At 59.6% G+C, this 22469-nt stretch carries 9 protein-coding genes; 3 read left to right on the top strand and 6 right to left on the bottom strand.

All coding sequences use genetic code 11. From position 1 onward, the window contains the following. Positions 1–15: 15 nt before the first annotated feature. Positions 16–1389 (bottom strand): FAD-containing oxidoreductase, encoded by a 1374-nt coding sequence (locus tag IEX75_RS14915; protein WP_188795076.1) that lies wholly within the window; start codon positions 1387–1389, stop codon positions 16–18. Positions 1390–1733: 344 nt separating this feature from the next. Here IEX75_RS14915 and IEX75_RS14910 point away from each other — a divergent pair, with 344 nt between their 5' ends. Beyond that, positions 1734–2885, top strand: a complete 1152-nt coding sequence (locus IEX75_RS14910) for a TolB family protein (RefSeq protein WP_188795075.1) — start codon at positions 1734–1736, stop codon at positions 2883–2885. Between the two features lie 63 nt (positions 2886–2948). Here the strand turns inward: IEX75_RS14910 and IEX75_RS14905 are convergent, their stop codons facing one another. Next, positions 2949–4463: a GH39 family glycosyl hydrolase gene (locus tag IEX75_RS14905; RefSeq protein ID WP_188795074.1), complete on the bottom strand. Its 1515-nt coding sequence runs from the start codon at positions 4461–4463 to the stop codon at positions 2949–2951. Between the two features lie 544 nt (positions 4464–5007). Between IEX75_RS14905 and IEX75_RS14900 the strand changes: the two genes are divergently transcribed. Next, entirely contained in the window at positions 5008–7269 is a 2262-nt protein-coding gene (locus IEX75_RS14900) for a carbohydrate-binding protein (RefSeq protein ID WP_188795073.1), read from the top strand. Between the two features lie 148 nt (positions 7270–7417). On the opposite strand, the gene IEX75_RS14895 is transcribed toward IEX75_RS14900, so the two are convergent. Together IEX75_RS14895 and IEX75_RS14890 are read right to left on the bottom strand one after the other, a co-directional pair. Next, positions 7418–8974, bottom strand: coding sequence for an alpha-N-arabinofuranosidase (locus IEX75_RS14895; protein WP_188795072.1), 1557 nt, complete (start codon positions 8972–8974; stop codon positions 7418–7420). 132 nt (positions 8975–9106) lie between these two features. Continuing rightward, entirely contained in the window at positions 9107–10906 is a 1800-nt protein-coding gene (locus IEX75_RS14890) for a phospholipase D-like domain-containing protein (RefSeq protein ID WP_188795071.1), read from the bottom strand. A 344-nt stretch (positions 10907–11250) separates the two neighbouring features. On the opposite strand from IEX75_RS14890, the gene tssA reads away from it, so the two are divergent. Continuing rightward, positions 11251–12300, top strand: a complete 1050-nt coding sequence (gene tssA / locus IEX75_RS14885) for a type VI secretion system protein TssA (RefSeq protein ID WP_188795070.1) — start codon at positions 11251–11253, stop codon at positions 12298–12300. 114 nt (positions 12301–12414) lie between these two features. On the opposite strand, the gene IEX75_RS14880 is transcribed toward tssA, so the two are convergent. After that, complete coding sequence (locus tag IEX75_RS14880; protein ID WP_188795069.1) at positions 12415–13515, bottom strand: hypothetical protein; 1101 nt, start codon at positions 13513–13515, stop codon at positions 12415–12417. A gap of 17 nt (positions 13516–13532) precedes the next feature. After that, a complete protein-coding gene (locus tag IEX75_RS14875) occupies positions 13533–22460 on the bottom strand; it encodes an autotransporter-associated beta strand repeat-containing protein (protein WP_188795068.1) in 8928 nt (2975 codons plus the stop codon). Between the last annotated feature and the right edge of the window lie 9 nt (positions 22461–22469).

The following is a 22469-nucleotide window of genomic DNA, read 5'->3' as shown; positions in this document are numbered from 1 at the left end:
GGTTTGCACCCCGACCTACAGAGGTGAAAGGCTCTGTAGTACCGTGGGCAGCAATTCCGCAACAGTCGGATGAATATGCACCGCATGCGTGACTGTTTGATACCGCGCCTTGGCATACATCACATCCAGCAAGCTATGGATAGCCTCGTCGCCATTGACACCCAGGATGGCCGCGCCGAGCAACTGCTCGCTCTTCCCATCCACGATCACCTTCATAAAACCCAACGCTTCACCGCGCTCCACCGCGCGCCCCACACGCGTCATGGGGCGTACACCCACTCGCACGTCATGGCCCTTTTTAAGCGCCTCCTGCTCGGTGAGTCCAATGCGCCCAAGCGGTGGATCGATAAAGAGTGCGTAAGCGAGAATGCGGTCGGAAATGCGCCGCGGTTCTTCGTCCAATACGTTGGCGGCAACGATTTCGTAGTCGTTGTACGCCGTATGGGTAAAGGCGCCATGGCCGTTGCATTCGCCCATCGCCCAAATGCCGCTGACATTCGTGCGGCATTGGTCATCGACGGTAATGTAGCCGTGCTCGTTGGTATTGACGCCGGCCTTGTCCAGGCCAAGCGCATCGGTGTTGGGCCGGCGGCCCACTGCCAGCAGCAGATGCGTGCCATGTACTTCCAAACCAGGCTTGGCGCATTTCGCGAGGACACTTATCTCACCCGCCTTGCCATGCAGCTCGATGCATTCGGCGGCAAGGTGCAGCTTGATGCCCTCTTTTTCCAGGATATCGACCACCGCCGCCGAAACATCGGGGTCCTCCTTCGGTAACAGGCGATCGCTGCGTTCGACGATGGTGACCTCGGCACCGAAACGCCGAAACATCTGCCCGAACTCCAAACCGATATAACTGCCGCCGACGATCACCAAGTGCCTTGGCAACTGCCGCAACTCCAGGATGCCGGTGTTGGTGAGATAAGGCACGCTATCGATGCCGGGAAAATCCGGCGCCACCGCACGGCCACCGACATTGAGGAATATCTCGCCAGCCTCGATCAGCGTGTCGCCCACGCGCAACGTGTTCGGTGATTCGAATGCGGCGTGCCCGCGCAACAGGGAAACGTTCTGCATGCCGGCCAGCCACTTCTCGACGCTGCTGCGCGACTGTCCCGATATGCCTTGCGTACGCTGCCAAACCGCCTCCATGTCCACGCGGACGTCGCCGGTATTGACACCGTAGTTCCCCGCACTGCGGGCCTGCTTGGCAACATAGGCACTGGCCACCATGGCCTTGGTGGGAATACAGCCGGTATTGACGCACGTACCACCCACCAGTTTGCGCTCGATCACGGCGACTTTGCGGCCGGATTTGCCCAGGCGCTCGGCCAATGAAGGTCCCGCCTGCCCTGCACCGACCACTACCGCGTCGAATTGCTGATTCATGACGTTATCTCGACGAAATTAGCAGGGTGGGAAGTGTGCAGCAGAGATGAAGAAGAAATTGTAAATGCTCCAGCCGTCATTCCGGTGAAGGTCGGAATCCAGTTTTAATACGTCGCGCGAAGCACTCAAAACCAATTATTTCGAGTGCTTCGCACACCATTCTTGACTGGATTCCGGCTTTCGCCGGAATGACGGTGAGGCAAAATCAGGCATCACTGTAAATTGCCTTTCCCGTGTCAACACAAAATACGCAAACACCTGAAGTTTTTTCCGAAGCTTCACGCACGCAACCGTAGCATCGCCGCCATAGTGCGTTCGGATAGGAAATCACCGAGGGAAACCTTATGAAATTCACGCAGCGCGTGCGCCGCTTGGCAGTGACGCTTTCTTTTGTTGTAACCGCTTCATGTGCAGCCATCTACGCACCGGACGGCAAAGCAGCCGAACAAGCGCCAGATGGTTCGGTGCTCTACTCGCAGAGCCATGTCGCCGCTGGCGACGTCACGGACGCTACCGCGATCTACGTGACACCCGCAGCAGGCGGCAAAACGATGGCGCTGACGCCATTGACCATCGGCACACTGGATCTGGGCGCCCGATGGTCCACGTATGGTCATGCGATTGTGTTCGAGCGCGTTGCCACCGTGGATTGGTTTATCGAGTCGCAGATCTATCGCTTGAATCGTGACAACGGAACGCTCCAGCAAATCACCATCGGCAAGAGCAGGCACCAATATCCGGTGTGGGGGCCTAGTTCATGGATTGCTTTTATCGACGGTGGCGTGGACAACCACCAATGCCTGGCCATGGTCAGGCCGAATGGGAATGATCAACACACCCTGTTCTGTCCTGGCCCCGCCAACGGCGCTTTCCAGCCACCGCAATGGTCACCCGATGGCAAGCAGTTGTTCGTCGAAATCCACTATCTGGGCACCGAGGGCTTAACCCCGCCATCCTATTCGGATGTTTATAGCGTCGACGTCGCTACCGGCAAAGCGATTCGGATCTCGCATCTGAATACCGGCGACCCTGCCCACCTGGTGATCTCACCGGATGGCACGCGTGGGGTTTATGCATGGGATACCACGTCCGCCATGGAGATCGTGAATTTCATCACCGGCAAAACCAGCGGCGGGGAGTTTGGCGATCTTTACGGCAGTTCGCCAAGCTGGTCCCATGACAGCAAGCACTTTGCGTTCTCGCGAAACGTTACGGTGACGGGTTCGCCCTTTCCTTTTGGCGCAGTGTTTGTCATGTGTGCCGTCAGCGGTGACGTCCGCCAGATCACCAACAAGCCGGATGGCTTCGATTTTTATTATCCCGTCGGCTGGTCCAGGGATGATTCGCACATGCTGCTCAATCGCACGAACCACATTGTTCAGGGCCCGAACGAAGGCGTTTATTATTCGGTGAATATGCTTGATGTAAACACGCAAGCTATTAGCACAGTGGCGGATAGCGGCACGGCGGATGAGGGTGCGTGGAATGAGCCGTAAGAGAGTATCCTTTCAAAGGTTTGACGTAAGAGCCTCACGGCCGTGACGAATGCAGCCAACACATCATTCACGCCGAACAACCTCCACAAACACAACGTCATTAGATCGCATGGCCACAACCAGGCTTGCGCTCCCGTCTGCGCCTACGACTAGCGAACGCATATCAGCATGATCTGCTGTTGCAGCTTGCAACTTCTGCAGCTGTAAAGCACTCAATGATTTGGGCGAGCCCATGCGCAAATAAACCGAGTACGCATCGTTAGCATCGAACCCCGTCCGATAGATGGCAGCCTGGTATTTGCCCGGCGGCAGATGCTTGAGATCAAGGCTGATGCTCCCTTCCGAAAGAGCCGGCAACAGCTTGGTGTAGAACGAACGGTTGCTCTTGTCCTGCCTTGGCTGCACAAAATCCCATGCCAGCACGCCAAGCACGCCGTCATGCCAGGTCACGTAACTTTGCGCGTCTGCAGTTTTCAGTTCAGTGCTACCAAGACGGTTGAGATACTTGTAGGCGAAATACACCGGCTTGCGGATGCCTTGGGGGTTCATCAACCCAAAGCCACCCTGGAACGGCGCCGTGGGTGGACCGGGCTCTTCGAAAAGGTCGCTGAAAGTCCAATAGCTCATGCCTTGCACCATGCCCTCGCTGGCTTTGAGCTTGCTGAGCACGTAAGCAGCGCTCACATACGAATCATGCACTGCATCGCGCGGCGTATAGCTGGTACTCCATTCGGTGAAATACAGTGGCAAGTTCGGTCGCGATGAGTGACTGATCTGCCCACGCACACGTCGAACGTCGCCAACGATCGCATCCGGCGAGGGCGACAGTTCGGTATCGCTCTGACCGTTTTCATCGAGAAAGCCGCCATCCACACCATAGATATGCGTGCTGACGAAATCGAGCGGCACACCGGCCTGTGTGGTATGCGCGATCAGTTCCGGTACCCACGCGGCACCCGCGGTAGCCGGGCCGCCTACTTTCAGCGCTGGATCGATCTTCTTGATCGTGCGCGCGGTGGCGTCAAACAGCTGGAAATAGGCTTTTTGATCGCCGCCTTCCCAGAATCCGGCCAGGTTGGGCTCGTTCCACACTTCGAAATACCAGCTGCGGATTTGTTGTTGTCCGTAGCGTTGCTCAAGGTGGCGCACGAAAGCATCCACCAGCGCGGTCCACTTCGATAACACGGGATGGGAGGTATTTCCTTTCCAATAAAAGATGTGCTGATCGGAGGTCTTCATGGCTTCCGGCGTGAAACCCAACTCTACAAACGGTCGGATGCCCATCACCAATAGCTTGTCGTAGAGCTCGTCGATCTTTGTCCAGTCATACACCGGCTTGCCGTCGACTTCCCGATAGCTGCCAAGCACGTCATGGAAGATGGCATGAAAGCGGATGTAGCGGAAGCCGAGTTCTTCCCGCGCCGTCTTGAGTTGGACGAGGCTGTCGTTGCGCATCAGCGTGCCGGGATAATCCGAACCGACGGAGAAGTTGTAGAAGCGATCGAGCGGCGACGATGGCCCTTTCACGTCGACGACGATGTGGCGAACGCTCTGTTCCGCTTGAATGGCAGGTGCCATGCCACTCAACCAACACACCCATCCGCATAGGGCGGCCCGCCTATAAAATCGATTGAAATATCGCGGTGATGGGAAGCAAAAAATCGCAGCCTTGTTTTTCATGATTATTCCCTACCAAAGCACTGCAACTAATAGACGACTATCGCTGTGCCATCAACATGAAAAAGCGATTGCTGCTGCGCAGCTTTAATTTTCGTAACCGCGATTGACGTTCTTCGCAATGTCATGCCCGACGAGCGGAGCGATAGAGTCCCGCAACAGAAAACAGCGCATTTTTCCGCGTCATACCCAATGCAAGCATCAAACAATCGATGTCTTTGCTGCATTGCATGAGTGTCCACAGCACACATGACCGACACGCTACGGACAGGGTGATCAAAAAAAATTTGGCGTACAGTGCCGCCGGCTTTGAGCAAGCACGCAACGACATATCTGTTTCGTTGCATAGAAAACGGCGCGGCGAATCGTCTGCCTGCATGGTGCCCTGACGGATCAGAGGCGGCGACATCCCGCAATGATCTGCACCGGCAACTTGGAGGGGAACATGAAGACGCTTTTGCACCGGGCCATTACTCGCGGGCTCGTTTACGGCACATTCGCCGCGCTTTCGCTATCACCCGTCGCAGCATTTTCGCAAACCACTACGCAAGCTTCTTACACTTGGGACAATGTAAGAATCGTTGCCGGTGGTTATGTCGACGGACTTATCGCGCACCCCAAGCAGCGGGGATTGTTCTACGCACGCACGGACGTAGGCGGCGCTTACCGCTATAACGAGACGACCCATCGATGGGTGCCGCTCAACGATTGGGTGCCATCTTCCGATTCGCAATGGATGGGTGTCGAAAGCATCGCCGTCGATCCAAGCAGGCCGAACATGCTTTACATGGTGGCGGGCTTGTACACGCAATCGTGGGGTGCCAACGGCGCGGTGCTGGTGTCATCCGATTACGGTGCACACTTTACGTCGCACCCGCTCAACTTCCGTGTCGGCGGCAACGATGATGGCCGCAACGTCGGTGAACGTTTGCAGGTGGACCCAAACAAGGGTTCGGTCCTGTTCTACGGCACTTTCAATGATGCGGGCCAGGCCAGCACCAATGGCTTGTGGACCAGCACCGATAGCGGCGGCACCTGGAGCAAGGTGAGCGGTTTCAGTGCGCTGTCCAGCGATGGCAGCGGTGCCGGCGTGACCTTTATCGCGTTCGACAAGCCTTCTGGCAGAAAGGGCGCGGCGACCAAGACCCTTTTTGCCGGTGTCTCGACCAGCACGGCAGCATCGTCGCTGTACAAGAGCACCGACGGCGGCATGAGTTGGGCACCCGTTGCCGGCGGCCCAGCCGCAGGCATGCTGCCGCAGCGCGGCCTGATCGGGCCGGATGGCAATCTGTACGTTACCTACGGCAATGCCATCGGCCCCAACAGCATGACGGCCGGCCAGGTATGGAAATACAACATTGCCGGGAACACGTGGGAAAACGTTACGCCGCCTGACAAATACAACTATCCATCCGGCTTCAGCGGTTTGTCAGTCGACCCGGAAAAGCCTGGCACCGTAGTGGTGATGACCATGGACCACTGGTGGCCGAGCGACACCATGTATCGCACCACCAACGGCGGCACGAGCTGGACGGATGTGGGCGCCAGTGCCGTGCGCAATGCCAGCATGTCGCCGTGGCTGGTCCAGTCGGGTGAGACGCAGGCGCCGTTCGGCAACTGGGGCGAAGTGGCGATCGATCCCTTTGATTCGACGCATGCCATGTATGGCACCGGCATCTCGCTGTGGAGCACGTCCGACCTGACCGCTGCCGATGCCGGCAACGCCACGCATTGGAGCGTCGACGCCAGCGGCATCGAAGAAACGGCCGTGCAAGCGCTGATTTCGCCCACGGCTGGCGCGCCGTTGATCAGCGGCCTCGGTGACGTTTGCGGCTTCGTGCACACGCATCTCAGCATCGCACCCAGCGCGCAGGTGACCAACCCGACCTGCAGCACCGGCACCGGGCTGGATTTTGCGAAGAGCGCACCGTTGACCATCGTGCGCGTTGGTTACGGCAGCGGCGTGTTCGGCTCCATTTCCAGCGACGGCGGCAACACCTGGACGGCGTTTGCCAACCAGGGCGGCTCCAGCAATGGCGCCGGCACGGTGGCCATCTCCGCTGACGGCGGCACCATCGTGTGGGCACCGTCGGATGTCGCACCGGTAGCATCCACCGATCACGGCACCACCTGGAAAACCTTGACCTATCCTTCCAGCAGCGGCACGGCAAACTTGCCGACCGGCATGCAAGTCGTGTCAGACGGCGCCAACGCCAATCTGTTTTACGGATGGAATCAGGGCACGGGCACGTTCTTCAGCAGCTCCGACAAAGGTGTGACGTGGTATGCATCGGCAACGTCCGGGTTGCCTGTCGTACCGTCGTGGGAGAAGAGCCAGGCAGTGACGGTCACCGGCGTGCAAGGCGACATATGGCTTGCCACACCGAATGGCCTGTATCGCAGCCAGAGTTCGGGATGGAGCTGGAATCAAGTCGACGCGTCCACGGTGACGGCGGCAACCTCGGTCGGCTTCGGCAAGGCCGCGGTTGGCAAGTCCTACCCGACTGTGTTCCTGGCTGGAACGGTGAATGGCGTGACAGGTTTGTTCCGCTCCATCGATGCCGGCACGACGTGGGTGCAGATCAACGACGCCGAGCATCAGTGGGGTGGCGTGTCGTTGGTGGTGGGTGATCCGAGGACGTTTGGCACCGTGTATCTCGGGACCAATGGGGCGCGTGGGGTTATTTATGGCAGGTCGCGGAACTAAGTGGAGCTGATAGCCACCGACGCCCTCTCCCTTCCGGGGAGAGGGCTGGGCTTTCGTAGGTTGGGGTGCAAACCCCAACATTGCCATGTCAATCACGATCACGATGTTGGGGTTTGCACCCCAACCTACACTTTCGGCAAGCTGAGAATCACCGAATATCCAACACCACCACCGACTTCGACGGCAGCGCAACCGTCAACACTCCATCGCCAAACTTCGCACCATCAAACACCTTCGGCTCCACCACATGCGGCTGGTCAAACGTATTGATCGAGGTCATCGCCGGCGCCGTAAGCACCCTGCCCTGCACACTCGTCCCTTTAATCCCGGACAACCGCACACGAACCGTATCCGCCTGATGCGGATCGAGATTCACCAAGGCCACGTGCACAACACCCGATGCATCACGCCCCGCCGTGGCATGCACGCCCGGTACTGACGCGTTGCCATAGCGATACACCGGCCCCTGCACGTCCACCGGCAGATACGTAGCGCCCTGGAACACCTTGTACATGTCGAACACGTCATACGTCGGCGTCAGCACCATCTTCGACTTGTCAGTCAGAATCATCGCCTGCAGCACGTTGACCATCTGCGCAATATTCGCCATGCGCACGCGATCGGCATGCGCATGAAAGATATCCAGCGTGATGGCAGCCGAAACGGCATCGCGCAAACTGTTCTGCTGATAAAGCGCCGGATCGTTGGAACCGGGTTCCTGATCCATCCAGTTGCCCCATTCATCCACCACCAGCGCCACGCGTTTCTTCGGATCGTATTTATCCATCACGGCGCTGTGCTTGGCGATCAGCTCATCCATGTGCATCGCGCCCTGCAGCGTGGACATCCATTCCGCCTCATCGAAATGCGTCGCCGAGCCCTTGTGCGTCCATTCGCCGGTGGGAATGGTGTAGTAATGCAAGCTGATGCCGTCGATCTGGCTGCCGGCGATCGACATCACCTTATCCGTCCAACCCACGTCATCGGCGTTGGCGCCGCTGGCAATTCTTTCGATTGGCGTATCGTTCGGTGAATGTAAAAAGGTGGCGTACTGGCGATACACATCCGCATAAAATTCCGGCCGCATCGAACCGCCACAGCCCCACATCTCGTTGCCGATGCCTACATAATCAATCTTCCACGGCTTGTCGCGGCCATTTGCCCGTCGCTCCTGAGCGAGACTCGTATGGCCATCCGCCGTGATGTATTCGATCCACTGACTCATCTCGCGCGGCGAGCCCGTACCAACGTTGATGCTGAGGTAGGTCTTGGCGCCGATCAGCTCGGCAAAATCCATGAACTCGTGCGTACCAAACTGGTTGCTCTCCTCACCGCCCCAGGAGGCATTCAAACGCGCCGGCCGCTTATCGCGCGGACCGATGCCATCACGCCAATCATATTGATCGGCAAAACAGCCACCCGGCCAGCGGATCACCGGCACCTTGATCGCCTTCAACGCCTCGACCACATCCTTGCGATAGCCATGGATGTTGGGAATGGAGGAATTTTCCCCAACCCAGATGCCACCGTAGATGCCACGCCCAAGCATCTCGGCGAACTGGCCATAGATCTCGCGATGGATGATCGGCCCGGGCCGGTCCCCGTGCACGGTGACGTCAGCCTCCGTGCCCGCATGATTTTGGCTTGATACGAACAACAACATGGCGACCAGACCGCTCTGCCACATCCGGATACCTGCCTTCATGACGCTCCTCCCCGTGCATGTCATATGCAGTAAGGCAGGGACTCCAGCAAAAAACAACTAATGATTTCCAGGGAGGAGCGTTTACGATTTTGATCAGCGCACTTAGCCCGACGCGTTATGGCACGTCCCCGACTACGCCCGCTTTTTCACCGCCTTGCCGGTTTTTCCTCTATGCGAAGCGCTACCGGTCGTGTGGGCAGCATGACCATGCTGAAGCATACGTGCAGTAGCTGTGCCAGGCGTGGCAGAACGAAATTCGCCGAACCAGAACGCCAGTTCACGTTGGTGCGCAGCTTCGAAATACGCATCCTGCCACGAAGGATCACTCTGCAATCCGCCCCATTTACTCGCTTTAGGCGAGCCGCTCTTAGCCTTTGCAGCCGTTGCACTGACGTGATGTTGCTGGCGGAATTTGTAGTGATCGAATACACCCATGATGTTGACCGCGTATTCCTGCGCCAAACCTGGTGCGTTCTCGATGATCAACAGGTTGTCGTCATTTTCCTGACTGGCTTTCGGTCCCATATTGTGCGAACCGGTCATCACCACTGGATGCGAGCCAAAGGGATCGACCACGACAACTTTGGAGTGGATCATCACCATGGGCCCTGGCGGATCTTTGTCGAACCATGGGCTGAGATATTGATTGATATTGGTGGGCAAGGTGGCTTCCGGATCCGCATCAATCTTGTCGCCATGCTCATGCAGGGTGAGAAGAGGGGCCTTCTTGCCGCCAGGATCTTGGTTCACCACTCCGTGGATATAAAGGTTGTCCTGATTCAACGCCAGGATGTCGTTGAGCAAGGTGCCTTTCTTTCCAGGATTGAAGAACAGGAACAACACGCCTTGCCTGGCGCCTTGAATCAAACGACGCGCATCGGCCAAGTCGACAAGCTTCTCGCACGGCACGTTCCACGCCGTCGTTGGCGCCTTGCTCGCTCCCACCGTGGCATGCGCTGGTGTGCTGCCCTGCTGAGCCAACGAAGGCGGATAAGCATTCTTCGCCTGCACCAATGCCTGCCAGCGTGCCAGATAGGCATTCGCCAGTTCCGGACTTTCCACCAGGATGCCGTTGTTCACCTGCGTGCACAGGCCGGTCACCGTCCAGTTGGTGCTGCCCGTCCACACGCGCACCGGCTGCTGATGCTTATCGCAGAACACCACGAATTTGTTGTGTGCAAAATGCGGACTGGTGACTAGACGATCATAGACGGCAATCTTTTTGGAAGACTTTAGATCCTTTCGAACTTTCGCGTTCTCGTCCGTGATCTTTTTCTTCGTGTTATAAGCGCCGGAGCCGAGCAGCAGATGGCCACGCTTGCCAAACGCTTCCAGCCCATCGATAAGCTCGACATCGTTCAATTCATACAACGCAGCGTAGATGGTTTCACCGTTCGCATTCGATTCCTTCAGCAAGCCCGTCAACGCCGAAAGCAGCACACCACCCAATTCCTCGCGCACAGGATTACCGGGCTTTTCAATATCCTGGGGTTTTCCATGCGTAATAGCCTGCCCCGTCCGCGCCATGTACTGCGCAGGCACAATCCCGCGATTGAAATACGCCTTGAAACCATCCGTCTTACCAGTACCGACTTCGACCGCATCACACCAGTCACTGGCCACACCATCCTTCAAGGCATTCGGCTTGCCGATCTTCGCCACCACCCGATACTGCACCTTGCCCGCCCCAGCCGCGGTGTAATCACTCCATATCATCCGTTGGATCGGCCACACGTCACTGGATTTGTGCTCCCCCGGCGCCGCCTGCGGATCACCCTGAAATCCAATGCGATTCTCGATCACAACGTCGTTACCGCCACCGGCGGAGCGGCGATGAAGTGCAAAGCCCAGGCAACCGGCAATGGGCTTGTCGACACGCCAGACAACAGTACTGCTGTCGGCATTGGCATAGGCCCTGATCTGGATACTCATGGAATTCCCCATAACCCCTCCTTAGTTGATTGAACGATGGACTGCTTTACCCGCCGCATGGGCGGCCCGCTTGCATCGGGGCAACGATGTGCACGCATCCCTGCGCGGTGACGACGTATTTATGCAAGGAAGCGAAAGCCCAAAAATCATGCAACGCCACTGTTACATCGACTTTGCGGGACTAACGTCCTTGGCGGTCTCGTTCATGCGTGCTTGCGGAAATGGCGCCGTAGAGGTTGCGCTGCAGCCACACCCGAGAACATCGTCTTTCTCCCTCAAAAGACGCATTCACGCACCGCCAATTGCGGTACGATTTCCACCACCTCAAGGACCGCCACGCACCTATGACCAGCCCTGCCCTGGAGTCGCTGTTGTCTCCCCTCGATGGTGAATCGCCCACGGGAGAAAACCTTGAATATGACCCTGATTTCATGGCCCTGGAGCGGCTGGCTGCGCCCAAGGCGGAGCGGGGTATTGGCGAAGAGGTGATCGCGGCCGAGGAGCCTGACTGGGACAAGGTGTCCAGCCAGGCGGAGGCGCTGCTGGGACGTTCGAAGGATCTGCGCGTGGCGGTGCATTTGACTACCGCCTGGATGCGCACCGCCGGCCTGCCCGGCTGGGCCGCCGGCCTGCAGTTGATCCGCAGCCTGCTGGAGCAGTTCTGGGAGGGAGTGCATCCTCAGTTGGATGCGGAGGACGACAACGACCCTACCGCGCGCGTCAACGCCGTGGCGACGCTTGCCGACCTGCAAGGCATGCTGCGCTTTTTCCGCAATACGCCGTTCGTGCAGTCGCCCCGGCTGGGGCGGTTCACGCTGCGCGATCTGCGCATTGCCAACGGCACGTTGAAGCTTGCTGCAAGCGAAGGGGAAGAAGACGGCGCCGAGACCCCTGGCCTGACCCAGATCGAAGCCTGTTGCATGGATTGCCCGGAGGAACAGCTGGCCGAAAACGTGGCTGCAATCGGCGTGGCACTCGACCACGTCAAGGCGATCGATGCGATTTTCAACGAACACATCGGCACAGCCGGGCCGGAACTGAAACCGCTGCTCAGCGATATTTATGAAGTAAAGAAGTTTCTGGAGCCGCAGTTGGCCAAACGCCAACCGCAATCGGTTGAGGCGAGCGGTGAAGCAGAGGGCGACGCGGGTTCAACCGCGTCACCGGGTTCTGCACCGCAGGCACATAGCGGTCGTATCGAAAGCCCGCAGGATGTGATTCGCCGGCTGGATGATATCTGCGACTACTACGCGCGATGCGAACCTTCCAGCCCCATCCCGTTGTTGTTGCGTCGCGCACAGCGGCTGGTGGGGTTGAGTTTTGTGGATTTGATGAAGGATCTGGCGCCGGGTGGGATGAGCGAGTTGCAGGTGATTTCCGGGGAGAGTGAATAGCCCCTCACACCTGGGTGGGTTGGAGTGAAAACCCCAACATCGCCACGCCTGTCTTTGCGCCATGTTGGGGTTTTCACCCCAACCGACGAACTACTTCCAGGGAATGTATGAGCCCTAGTACACACCCTTGCATACATTCGCCGCGGACCGTACAAACACCGTCCGCGTGGACGGGCTCCAGCTCAACGTGAATCCTGCCGGCAATCCCATCGTGATATCTGCTGCGGCCGTCTGCTCTACCGGCCCGACGGAAGCGCTGTTGCCATCACCAAATGTCACCTTGGCGCTGATCGCATAACGCGACGGATCGGGGCACGCTGCAACGTCCACCTGGCGTGATGAGGTGGCACCGTAAGCCGTGATGTCCGGCAAGCTACCGGAACTCGGTATGCTTTGACCACTGCCGCATGTCGTGGTCAAGTTGTAGCTGACCGAGACACGCATGGATGCTGTGACTTGCAAGGCTGTCGTGGCTTCCGGTTGCGCGGAGCAGCCCATCAAAAAGGCCTTGTGCTTGGGTACGACATGCAGCACCAAGGCACCGGGCTTGCTCCCTGCTCCGTCCGGAAACTTCAGCTCGATACGCGTAGGCAGCACACCGGTGATAACCGGTTGCGCATCGAGCAGCTTGCCCTTCTCATCGGTCGCCGTGATCTGCGGATCGACACATTGCGGATCCGACAGATTGGTGCCGACCAAAGCCAACGCCACGGGCGTTGTGCCTGGATGCAGTGCAAATACCGGACGGTTGTCAATCGTCTCCACACTGTTGATCACCGGCGTTGCTTTCGATGAACTCGACGTTTTGCCCAGCTTGTCGATGGTGGTGGCCAAGGCATCCGTCAACGCTTTCGCGTCACTGCCGGGACAACTCGGTGCAGCATCGAGGTAAGCACGCGTACGCTGGACGGCAGCGTCGCCGCGCAATACCGCTGCACGCCGGCTATCGTCCATGATGTCAGCCGGCTGGCTCGCCTTGTCGCCCAATGTTTTGCGCAGAGCATCGGCCATCTCGCCCAACTGCGTACTCACCGCGGCAAGTCGATCGTCATGCGTGTTGCTTGCGCGCGTAGCCACGTCTTGCTTGGCGGTGTTGAGGCGGGCGATTACCGCTTCGCCGGTCAGGCGTGGCGCAATTTGCGCCAACGCCTGATTTGCCACACCGGCCAATAGCAAGCTGCAACATAGCGAAACGACCCGGCGTGCGCTGCGCATCGACTCTCCTCTCTCGCTTATTCGTCCGAGCAATCCGTACCATTGCCCGCCTGGCAAGCCTGCTGATCCGGCGGCAAGAGAATGCCGGAAGGCACGATGCCGAACGAGCGGTAGTTCGCCGTAATCACGCTGGCGTCGATATACGAATCCAGGTGATTGTTGACGTTCTGCGCACGGCTGGAGAACAACGAGGTGGGAATGTTCACGCTGTCGCCGACAATCGGCAAGATCGAGCCAAACGAATCTACCGCGTAGAAATACGCCGGCGGATCGCCGACCAATGGCACGTATTGCGTGGTAGTGCCGAGCACGTAGATCGGATTGCCCTGGGTGCCGATGGCGCCGGACGAGGACCACGAACCGGTGCCGTCGTAGGTCCAGGTGTGGTCGGATTGGTACAGATTGCCGTTGGTCACTGCGATCGATACCGGCGATGTGCCGGCATTCACCACGTAGCTGCTGCCATTGACGGAGCTCAAGGTCAGTGATTGATCGTTCGCGAAGCTGAAGCCCGCCAGCGAACGGAAATCGCCCAGGGTATCCACTTTGTTCTCGCCGGTGAGCGTGGTCACGCCATTCGCATTGCCGCTGAGCGTGCCCGCCGCAATCGAGCCTTGGCCGCCTTCGTTGAGTGTGCCTGCGCTGTTGAGGCTGGCACTCGATCCGCTGACCGCGCCGTTGATGTCGATGTCGCCGCTGCTGGTGGTCAACGCAAGACTGCTGCCGGCATTGACCGGACCGTCAACCGCCAAGGTGCGCGCATTGATCAAGCTGAAGCCATTGGCGGTGAAGCTGCCCAAGGTATCGATTTGATTGACGCCATTGAGTGTCGTAACGCCAGCCGAACTGCCGGTCAGCGTTCCGGCGGTCACACCATCATTGCCTTCACCGATGGCACCGGCCGAATACAACGCCACCGTATTGCCGGTTACCTGACCGTTGATGTCGATGTTGCCAGCTGTCGTGGTCAGCGTTGCCGTGCCATTGCCGCTGTTCACACCACCATTGATCGCCAGGGCGCTAGCGCCGGTAAGCTTCACTGCGCTGCCGTCGACATTACCCGTGACGGTCATCGCCCCCGACTTGGTGGCGATGCTCGCGGTGCCATTGCCGGCATTCACTGTTCCGGCCACCGTCAACGCCTGCGCATTGCTCAGGTTGAAGCCGTCGGCGGAATAGTCACCCAGATTGGCGATCTGATTCGCACCGTTCAACGTCGTCGCTGCGAAGGAGTTGCCGGTCAAGGTGCCTGCGGCGATGCTGCCGCTGCCGCCTTCGTCTACCGCGCCACCCGAGGTCAGCGTGGTTGTGCCGTTGCCGCTGTTTACGCCACCGTTGATCGCAAGACCGCTGCCACCACCAAGGCTCACCGCGGTGCCGGCGACGCTACCGTTCAAGGTTAGCTCTCCGGTCGTCGTGGTGACGCTCGCCGTACCATTGCCGCCATTCACCACACCATCCACGCTCAGTGCGTTTGCGTTGCTCAGGCTGAAGCCGTTCGCCGTAAAGCTGCCCAGACTGATGACCGCATTGGCGCCACTCAGCGCAGTCGCGCCACTGGAGCTGCCGGTCAGCACACCGGCTGTGATGCCGCCGCCGCTGCTTTCGTTGATGGCGCCACCGGACGTAAGTGCAGTAGTGCCTGCGCCGCTGTTGATGTTGCCATTGATACCAAGACCGCCCTGGCCGGTCAGGGCAACGGAACCGCCAGTAATACCAGCATTCACCGTCAGCGTTCCGGTGGACGTGGCAATGGAGGTCGCGCCACCACTGCCATTCACCGCGCCGCTCACCGTCAAGGCCTGCGCGTTGTTTAGATTGAACCCGTTCGCAACAAAACCGCCAAGGGTACCGATCTGGTTCGCATTCTGCAGTGTGACCGCAGCACCGGAACTGCCGGTGAAAGTGCCGGCCACAATTACACCGCCGCTGCTTTCAGCAATCGCGCCAGTCGAAGTGATCGTCGTGGTGCCGCTGCCGCCGTTAACCGTGCCTGCAATGGTCAATGCTTGCGCATCCGACAGGTTGAGGCCATTGGCGGTGAAGTTGCCGAGTGTGCCAACCACGTTCGCGCCAGTCAGCGTGGCGGCGCCGGCCGAACTGCCCGTCAAGCTGCTGGCCGTGATGACACCATTGCTGCCTTCACTGATCGCACCACCCGAGATCAGCGTCATGGCACCACTGCCACTGTTCACCCCGGCATTGATGGCTAGATCGCCCTTGCCGTTCAATGCAATCGTGCCGCCGCTGACGGAGCCGTTCACGGTCAAACTGCCGCCCGTGCTGGTTAAGCTGACGCCCGAGGCCCCGCCATCCACCGTACCGGCGACGGACAGCGCTTGTGTGCTGGTAAGACTGAGACCGTTCGCCGTGAAGTTGCCCAGCGTGGTAATGGCATTGGCGCCACCCAGCGTGGTTGCGCCAGCCGAATTGCCCGTCAGCGTGGCCGCCGTAAGCACGCCACCACTCTGCGCAATAGCACCTGCGCTGCTGGCTAGACTCAGATTGCCCGCTGCGGTCACGTTGTTGGCGAGCGTGATGCCGTTCGCACCGATCAAGGTGACGTTGTTGCCGCTCAGAGCACCCGTTGTACCCAGCGTGCCACCGTTGGTAACAAGCGTGAGGTTACCCGTGCCGGCATTGATGCCACCCGTCAGATTCAACACCTGACCTGCCGTGAGGTTCACGTCGCCGTTGTTATTGTCGGTCAACGCGGCGATGGTCAGGTTGTGCGTGTCGGTGATTGACACGCCGCCACCAATCGCGGTCACAGCGCCGGTGAAATCGTTGCCCTTCGTGAGATCCACGGTGTTGCTGCCTGCATTGAAGCTGGAAGCACCCGCCACCACGAACGCACTGGTTTGCGTGATATCGCCCGCCGTGGTGGTCACCGACAAGCCGCCACTGCCGATGTTCAGTGCGTTGGCCGTGAACGTACTGCTGTGGGTGGTCAGGCCTGCCAGCGACACCGTGTCACCGAAGGTAACGGTGCCGCCGGTGTTGATCGACAACGCACCGGAACCATTTACCGTCGAGACAAAATCAATCGCGCCGTTGCCGGTGCTGGTGAGCAGCGCACCTGCCCCAAACGCCACGGCACCGTTGTAGGTCTGGTCTCCCCCCGTTGTGGCGTTGTTGTCCAGAGTCAGTGTGCCTGGCCCGTTCTCGACCAAGTTGCCGCCCCCGGTGATCGCGCCAGCCAAGGTCAGGTCGGTGCCAGTACCAGCTTCTAGCGTGCCGCCGCTACTCCCTAGCGTCACTGGGCGATTCAGGGTGAACGAAGCAATGCTTTTCAGCGTGCCGCCGTTGAGCGTGACGCCAGTGCCACTCGCACCCAGGTTGCCGTCGCTCGATACCGCCAAGGTGCCACCGCTGACGATGGTGCCCCCGCCGTAGGTGTTCGCGCCACTGAGAGTCAGCGTCCCGCTGCCCTTCTGTTCAAGCGATCCCGTGCCTGAAATCACCTTGCCATAGTTCAGGTTGCCGCTCAGGTCGAACGCCAGCACGCCGTTGTCCGTCGCTGTGCCGGCGATTGAACCGCTCGTCCCGCCGTTGCCCAGCTGCAGGGTGCCGGCGCTGATCGTCGTGCTGCCCGTGTACGTGTTTGTATTCGTCAATATCAGCGTGCCCGTGCCCGCCTGCGTCAGCGAACCACCGCCCGAGATCACGCCACCGTAGGTCACGTTGCCGCTCTGGTCGAACACCAAGGCACCGTTGTCCGAGATGTCACCGATGATCGAAACCCCAGTACCCAGCGTCAAGGTGCCCGCGGCGATTGTCGTGCCGCCTGTGTATGTGTTTGCACCTGACAACGTTTCCGCGCCACCCGACAACACGAGGCTGCCACCCGTACCACCAGCAATACCACCATCGCCGATGTCGCCACTGAAGGTGCCGGAGGCATTGCTCAACGTAAGCGTGTTACCGCCCAGCGCCACCCTCCCGCTGCCAGACAGACTGGCGATGCTTACACCGTTGCTCGTGCCGGAGATATCAAACGTACCGTTGTCGGTCACCCCGCTTAAACTTGCCAAGCTGCCGCTGCCCGAGAGCGCGAGTGTGCCGCCATTGATGATCGTGGCGCCTGTGTACGTATTCACGCCTGCCAGGGTTTCCGTGCCGCTCGACAACACGAGACTGCCACCGGTACCACCAGCGATGCCGCCATCGCTGATGACGCCACTGAACGTGTCGGCAGCGTTGGTCAACGTCAGGGCCTTGCTGCCCAGATTCACCTGACCTGCACCGCCCAGACTGGCGATGCTTGCACCGCTGGTCGTGCCTGAGATGTCGAACGTGCCCGCATCGTTCACGCTCGAACCGCCCGCGCTGCCGCTGCCTGACAACGCCAGCGTGGCGCCATTGTCGATCGTCGTAGCGCCGTTGTAGGTGTTCGCGCCCGTCAGCGTCAACGTGCCTGTTCCCGCCTGGGTCAACGAGCCGGCACCAGAAATCACCCCGCCGAAGCTAACGCTGCCGTTCTGGTCGAACACCAGCGCGCCGTTGTCCGTCACATTGCCAACGATGGAACCGCCGGCCCCACCATTACCCAACTGCAAGGTGCTGCCCGCCGCGATCGTCGTACCGCCGGTGTAGGTATTCGTACCCGTGAGCGTTTCCGTACCGCCCGACAACTTAACGCTGCCACCGGTACCGCCAGCAATGCCGCCATCGCTGATAGCACCGCTGAACGTGTCGGCAGCGCCGGTCAACGTCAGCGCCTTGCCACCCAGGCTTACCTGGCCTGCACCGCTCAGACTGCCGATGCTTGCACCGCTGGTCGTGCCTGAGATGTCGAATGTGCCTGCATCGCTCACGCTCGAGTTCACCAAACTGCCGCCAGCCGACAATGCCAGCGTCGTGGTGCTGTCGATGGTCGTAAGGCCGGCATAGGTGTTCGCACCCGTCAGCGTCAACGCACCCGCACCTTCCTGGGTCAGCGAGCCGGTGCCAGAAATCACGCCGCCGTAGCTCGTGCTGCCACTCTGGTCGAACACCAATGTGCCGTTGTCCGTCACGTTGCCGGTGATCGAAACGCCCGTGGTGCCATTGCCCAACTGCAAAGTACCCGCCGTAATGGTCGTGACGCCGGTGTAGGTCGCGGTCGTCAGTATCAACGTGCCCGCCCCTTCCTGGGTCAGCGAGCCAGCACCAGAAATCGCTCCACCGAAGCTCACGTTGCCGAACTGATCGAACACCAGTGCGCCGTTATCCGTCACGCTGCCAGTGATCGAACCGTTAGCAGTGCCATCGCCCAGTTGCAAGGTACCGCCCGACGTGATCGTCGTGCCGCCGGTGTAGGTGTTCGTGCCCGTTAGTGTTTCCGTGCCGCCCGACAACACGAGGCGACCACCGGTACCGGTGACGATACCGCCATCGCTGATAGTGCCGCTGAACGTGTCGGCAGCGTTGGTCAGCGTCAGCGCCTGGCTGCCCAGATTCACCTGTCCCGCGCCGCTCAAACTTGCGATGCTTGCACCGCTGGTTGTACCTGAGATGTCGAACGTACCCGCATCGCTCACGCTTGAGTTTGCCAAACTGCCGCTGCCCGACAGCGCCAGTGTGGTACCGCTGTTGATTGTCGTAAGACCGCTGTAGCTGTTAGCACCCGTCAGTGTCAGCGTACTGCCCATCTGGGTCAGCGACCCCGTACCGGAAATCACTCCGCCATAGCTCAGGCCGGAGAGTTCGTCGAACACCAGCGCACTGTTGTTCGTCACGTTGCCAATGATCGAACCGTTCGCAAAACCAATGCCCAGTTGCAAGGTGCCGTTACTTATCGTCGTGACACCCGTGTACGTGTTTGCGTTCGTCAGCGTCAGCGTGCCCGCGCCCTGCTGGGTCAGCGAACCGGAGCCGGAAATCACTCCGCCGTAGCTCACGCTGCCGCTCTCATTGAACACCAGCGCGCTGTTGTCCGTCACGTTCCCGCTGATCGAACCGCCATTATTCAGTTGCAGGGTGCCAGCGCTGATCGTCGTACTACCTGTGGACGAATCCGCATTCGTCAGCGTCACGGTACCCGCACCTGTCTTGGCCAGATTGCCGCTGCCGGAGATCGTGTTGCCCAGGGTCAGAACGTTGCTGCTGCCGTCGGTTTGCAGGGTGCCAACCCCGCTGCCCAACACCACCGGAAAACTCAGCGTGAACGAAGCAGTGCTCTCCAGCGTACCTCCATTGAAAATCAGTGCATTGGTGCCCGTGCCAAGGTTGGCATTGCTGGATACCACCAGCGTCCCGCCATTGATGATCGTGCCACCGGTGTACTTGTTCGTGCCCGTCAGTGTTTCCGTGCCACCCGACAACGCGAAGATGCCGCCGGTACCACCGCCGATGCCGCCATCGCTGATAACACCGCTGAAGGTGTCAGTAGCATTGCTCAACGTCAGCACGTTGCTGCCGAGTTTCACTGCCCCGCTACCCGACAGGCTGGTAATACTTGCGTTGTTGTTGGCGTTTGAAATGTCGAACGTACCCGCATCGCTCACACTGGAGTTCGCCAGGTTGGCGTTGTTGCCGGAGAGTGCCAGCGTGGTGCCGCTGTTGATCGTCGTGCTGCCTGAGTACGTATTCGTACCCGTGAGCGTCAAGGTGCCGCTACCTGCTTGCGTCAGCGAACCTGTGCCGGAAATTACCCCGCCATAGGTCAAGCTTTTGCTTCGATCGAACACTAGCGCACCGTCGTCCGTCACGTTCGCGCTGCTGCCAATCGAACCAGTGGTGCCGCCGCTGCCCACCTGCAAGGTGCCGCCTGCGGCAATCGTCGTGCTTCCATTGTAAGTGTTCGCACCAGTCAGCGTTTCCGTGCCTGCCGACACCACAAGACTGCCGCCGTTACCACTGATGACACCGCTGAAGGTATCCGTAGCATTGCTCAGCGTCAGCGCATTACTGCCCAGGGTGACCGAGCCGTTGCCCGACAGGCTGACAATGCTTGCTCCACTGGTCGTGCCCGAGATGTCGAACGTGCCGCTGTCGATAACTCCACTGGAATTCGCAATACTCCCTGTGCCCGATAGCGTCAGCGTGGCGCCGCTGCCGATCGTCGTGGTGCCGGTGTAGGTGTTCGCGCCAGACAACGTTTCCGCACCTGATATTGAAAGGCTGCCGCCCGTACCACCGATCACACCGCTGAACGTGTCGGCAGCATTGCTCAATGTCAGCGTGTTATTGCCAAGGGTTACCGACCCGCTACCTGCCAGGCTCGTGATCGGCACCCCGCCGGTAGTCATACCCGAAATGTCGAACGTGCCGTTGTCGGTCAAGCTGCCGATCGTCGAGGTACCGGAACCTGCGAGCGACAGCGTGCCCGTGTTGCTAATGATGGTCGTGCCGTTGGCCACGGCGCCGGCGCCCCCATTGGAAGTCGAAGGCTCCAGCACCAAGCCGGCTGTGCCGGTGGCCTTCAACGCGCCATTGATATTGACGTTGTCGGCGGCAACCAACGTAAGGGTGTTGCTGCTCCAACTAACTGTATCGTTGACGTTGACGCTGCCGGTGCCTGACGTGGCACCCTGGCTGGACTTGATCGTAACGTTGCCGCTGGACAGGTTAGTGCCCAGCTGGGTGCCCGTAATGTCCCCACCTGTGGCTGCAATGGTGAAATCCGTCGGATCGATCAACCAACTACCGCTCTGCCCACGCGGCGCCAAGGTGTTGACGCTCGTGCCATCGGCGATGTGGACCTGTTCACCGGACGTCTCGATACTGCCGCCATTGCCGCCGTCCGCACCACCGCGCGCACTGAAATTGCCGGCGACGTTGTTGGTCTGACTACCCCATGTTGCAATGGAACCGCCGGAACCCTGCACGATGGCATCGGCGTTCAACGTGGCGCCTGCCTCGACCGTGGTGTTGGCCGCTTGCATCAAGCCTTCGCCACCGTGTGCGCCGCCACCCACACGGATGCTGCCGCCAGCGTTGGTGCCCGATGCATTGATGTTGCCACCGACGTCAACATTCTGATCCGACAACACCTGCACGCTGCCGCCTTCCGTACCAGACACATCAATGGTGCCGCTGGTAACGGTATTGCCGCCGCTGGCAATCAATTGCACCTTGCCGCCGCTGGTGTTGATACCGCCGGCCTGGATCACGCCGGTGTTGTTCACCAGATCGGTGAACAAGTCCTTGGCCGCGGAAGCTTGCAGCACCACCGTGCCGTCATCCGCCTTTATCGTGCCTTTGTTGGTAACCGCAGCTTCATCGGCATTCAAGCGCTTTTGCAGCGCGCCAGTCACCTGCACGTTGATCAAGCCATCGCCATCGAAATCGAGCACTGCGCGATCGGCGCCGTCGAGATTGATGTGGCCGTAATTGGCGATGATCAGGCCGTCGTTGGCCACCTGTCCGCCGATCAAATCCACCGAGCCGCCACTGGCCGCTTCGATGGTGCCGTGGTTGACGACGCCGGCGCTGCCGCCGTGTGCATCGAGATTGAAATGATTGGCCAGAAAATCGCTGGGCGTCAGGTCCAGCGTGCTTGCCACCAGGCCGCCCACATTCACCTGCGAGTTGCGGCCGAAGATGATGCCGTGCGTGTTGATCAGGAAGATCTGGCCATTCGCGTTGACGTGGCCAAAGATCTGGCTGGCGTTCTGGTCGAGAATGCGGTTGAGCGCCACCGACGTGAACGACGGCTGCTTGAAGATCACCGAGGCGTTCTCGCCGACGTTGAAGGTCTGCCAGTTCAAGGCCAGCAACTGCGATTTCTGCACGATGGTGGTGTTGGCGCCGTTCTGCGCAATCGAACCGCTGCCGCCGACAATCGAGCCGCCCGTAGGCGTGGTGTTTGCCGCCACATGCCCGCCCGCAAAGGCTTCGCCGGCGCAGGCGAAGAGACCCAGCAGGGAGATCAGGCTGGCCGGTAGCAACTTGCGTCGCAAGGCCGGCAATCCATTCGAGTGACGTGACGCGTGCTGCTGTTTGCCAATACTCGTATTCATGATTGCCTC

It is taken from the genome of Dyella nitratireducens, from assembly GCF_014642835.1.
GTDB lineage: Bacteria > Pseudomonadota > Gammaproteobacteria > Xanthomonadales > Rhodanobacteraceae > Dyella_B > Dyella_B nitratireducens.
This window is presented reverse-complemented; position numbering and strand designations above follow the sequence as displayed.

Excerpts from the sequence above, each read along its gene's own strand:
- IEX75_RS14915 (WP_188795076.1), bottom strand. The coding sequence starts at position 1,389 with ATGAATCAGCAATTCGACGCGGTAGTGGTCGGTGCAGGGCAGGCGGGA.
- IEX75_RS14910 (WP_188795075.1), top strand. The coding sequence starts at position 1,734 with ATGAAATTCACGCAGCGCGTGCGCCGCTTGGCAGTGACGCTTTCTTTT.
- IEX75_RS14905 (WP_188795074.1), bottom strand. The coding sequence starts at position 4,463 with ATGGCACCTGCCATTCAAGCGGAACAGAGCGTTCGCCACATCGTCGTC.
- IEX75_RS14900 (WP_188795073.1), top strand. The coding sequence starts at position 5,008 with ATGAAGACGCTTTTGCACCGGGCCATTACTCGCGGGCTCGTTTACGGC.
- IEX75_RS14895 (WP_188795072.1), bottom strand. The coding sequence starts at position 8,974 with ATGAAGGCAGGTATCCGGATGTGGCAGAGCGGTCTGGTCGCCATGTTG.
- IEX75_RS14890 (WP_188795071.1), bottom strand. The coding sequence starts at position 10,906 with ATGAGTATCCAGATCAGGGCCTATGCCAATGCCGACAGCAGTACTGTT.
- tssA (WP_188795070.1), top strand. The coding sequence starts at position 11,251 with ATGACCAGCCCTGCCCTGGAGTCGCTGTTGTCTCCCCTCGATGGTGAA.
- IEX75_RS14880 (WP_188795069.1), bottom strand. The coding sequence starts at position 13,515 with ATGCGCAGCGCACGCCGGGTCGTTTCGCTATGTTGCAGCTTGCTATTG.
- IEX75_RS14875 (WP_188795068.1), bottom strand. The coding sequence starts at position 22,460 with ATGAATACGAGTATTGGCAAACAGCAGCACGCGTCACGTCACTCGAAT.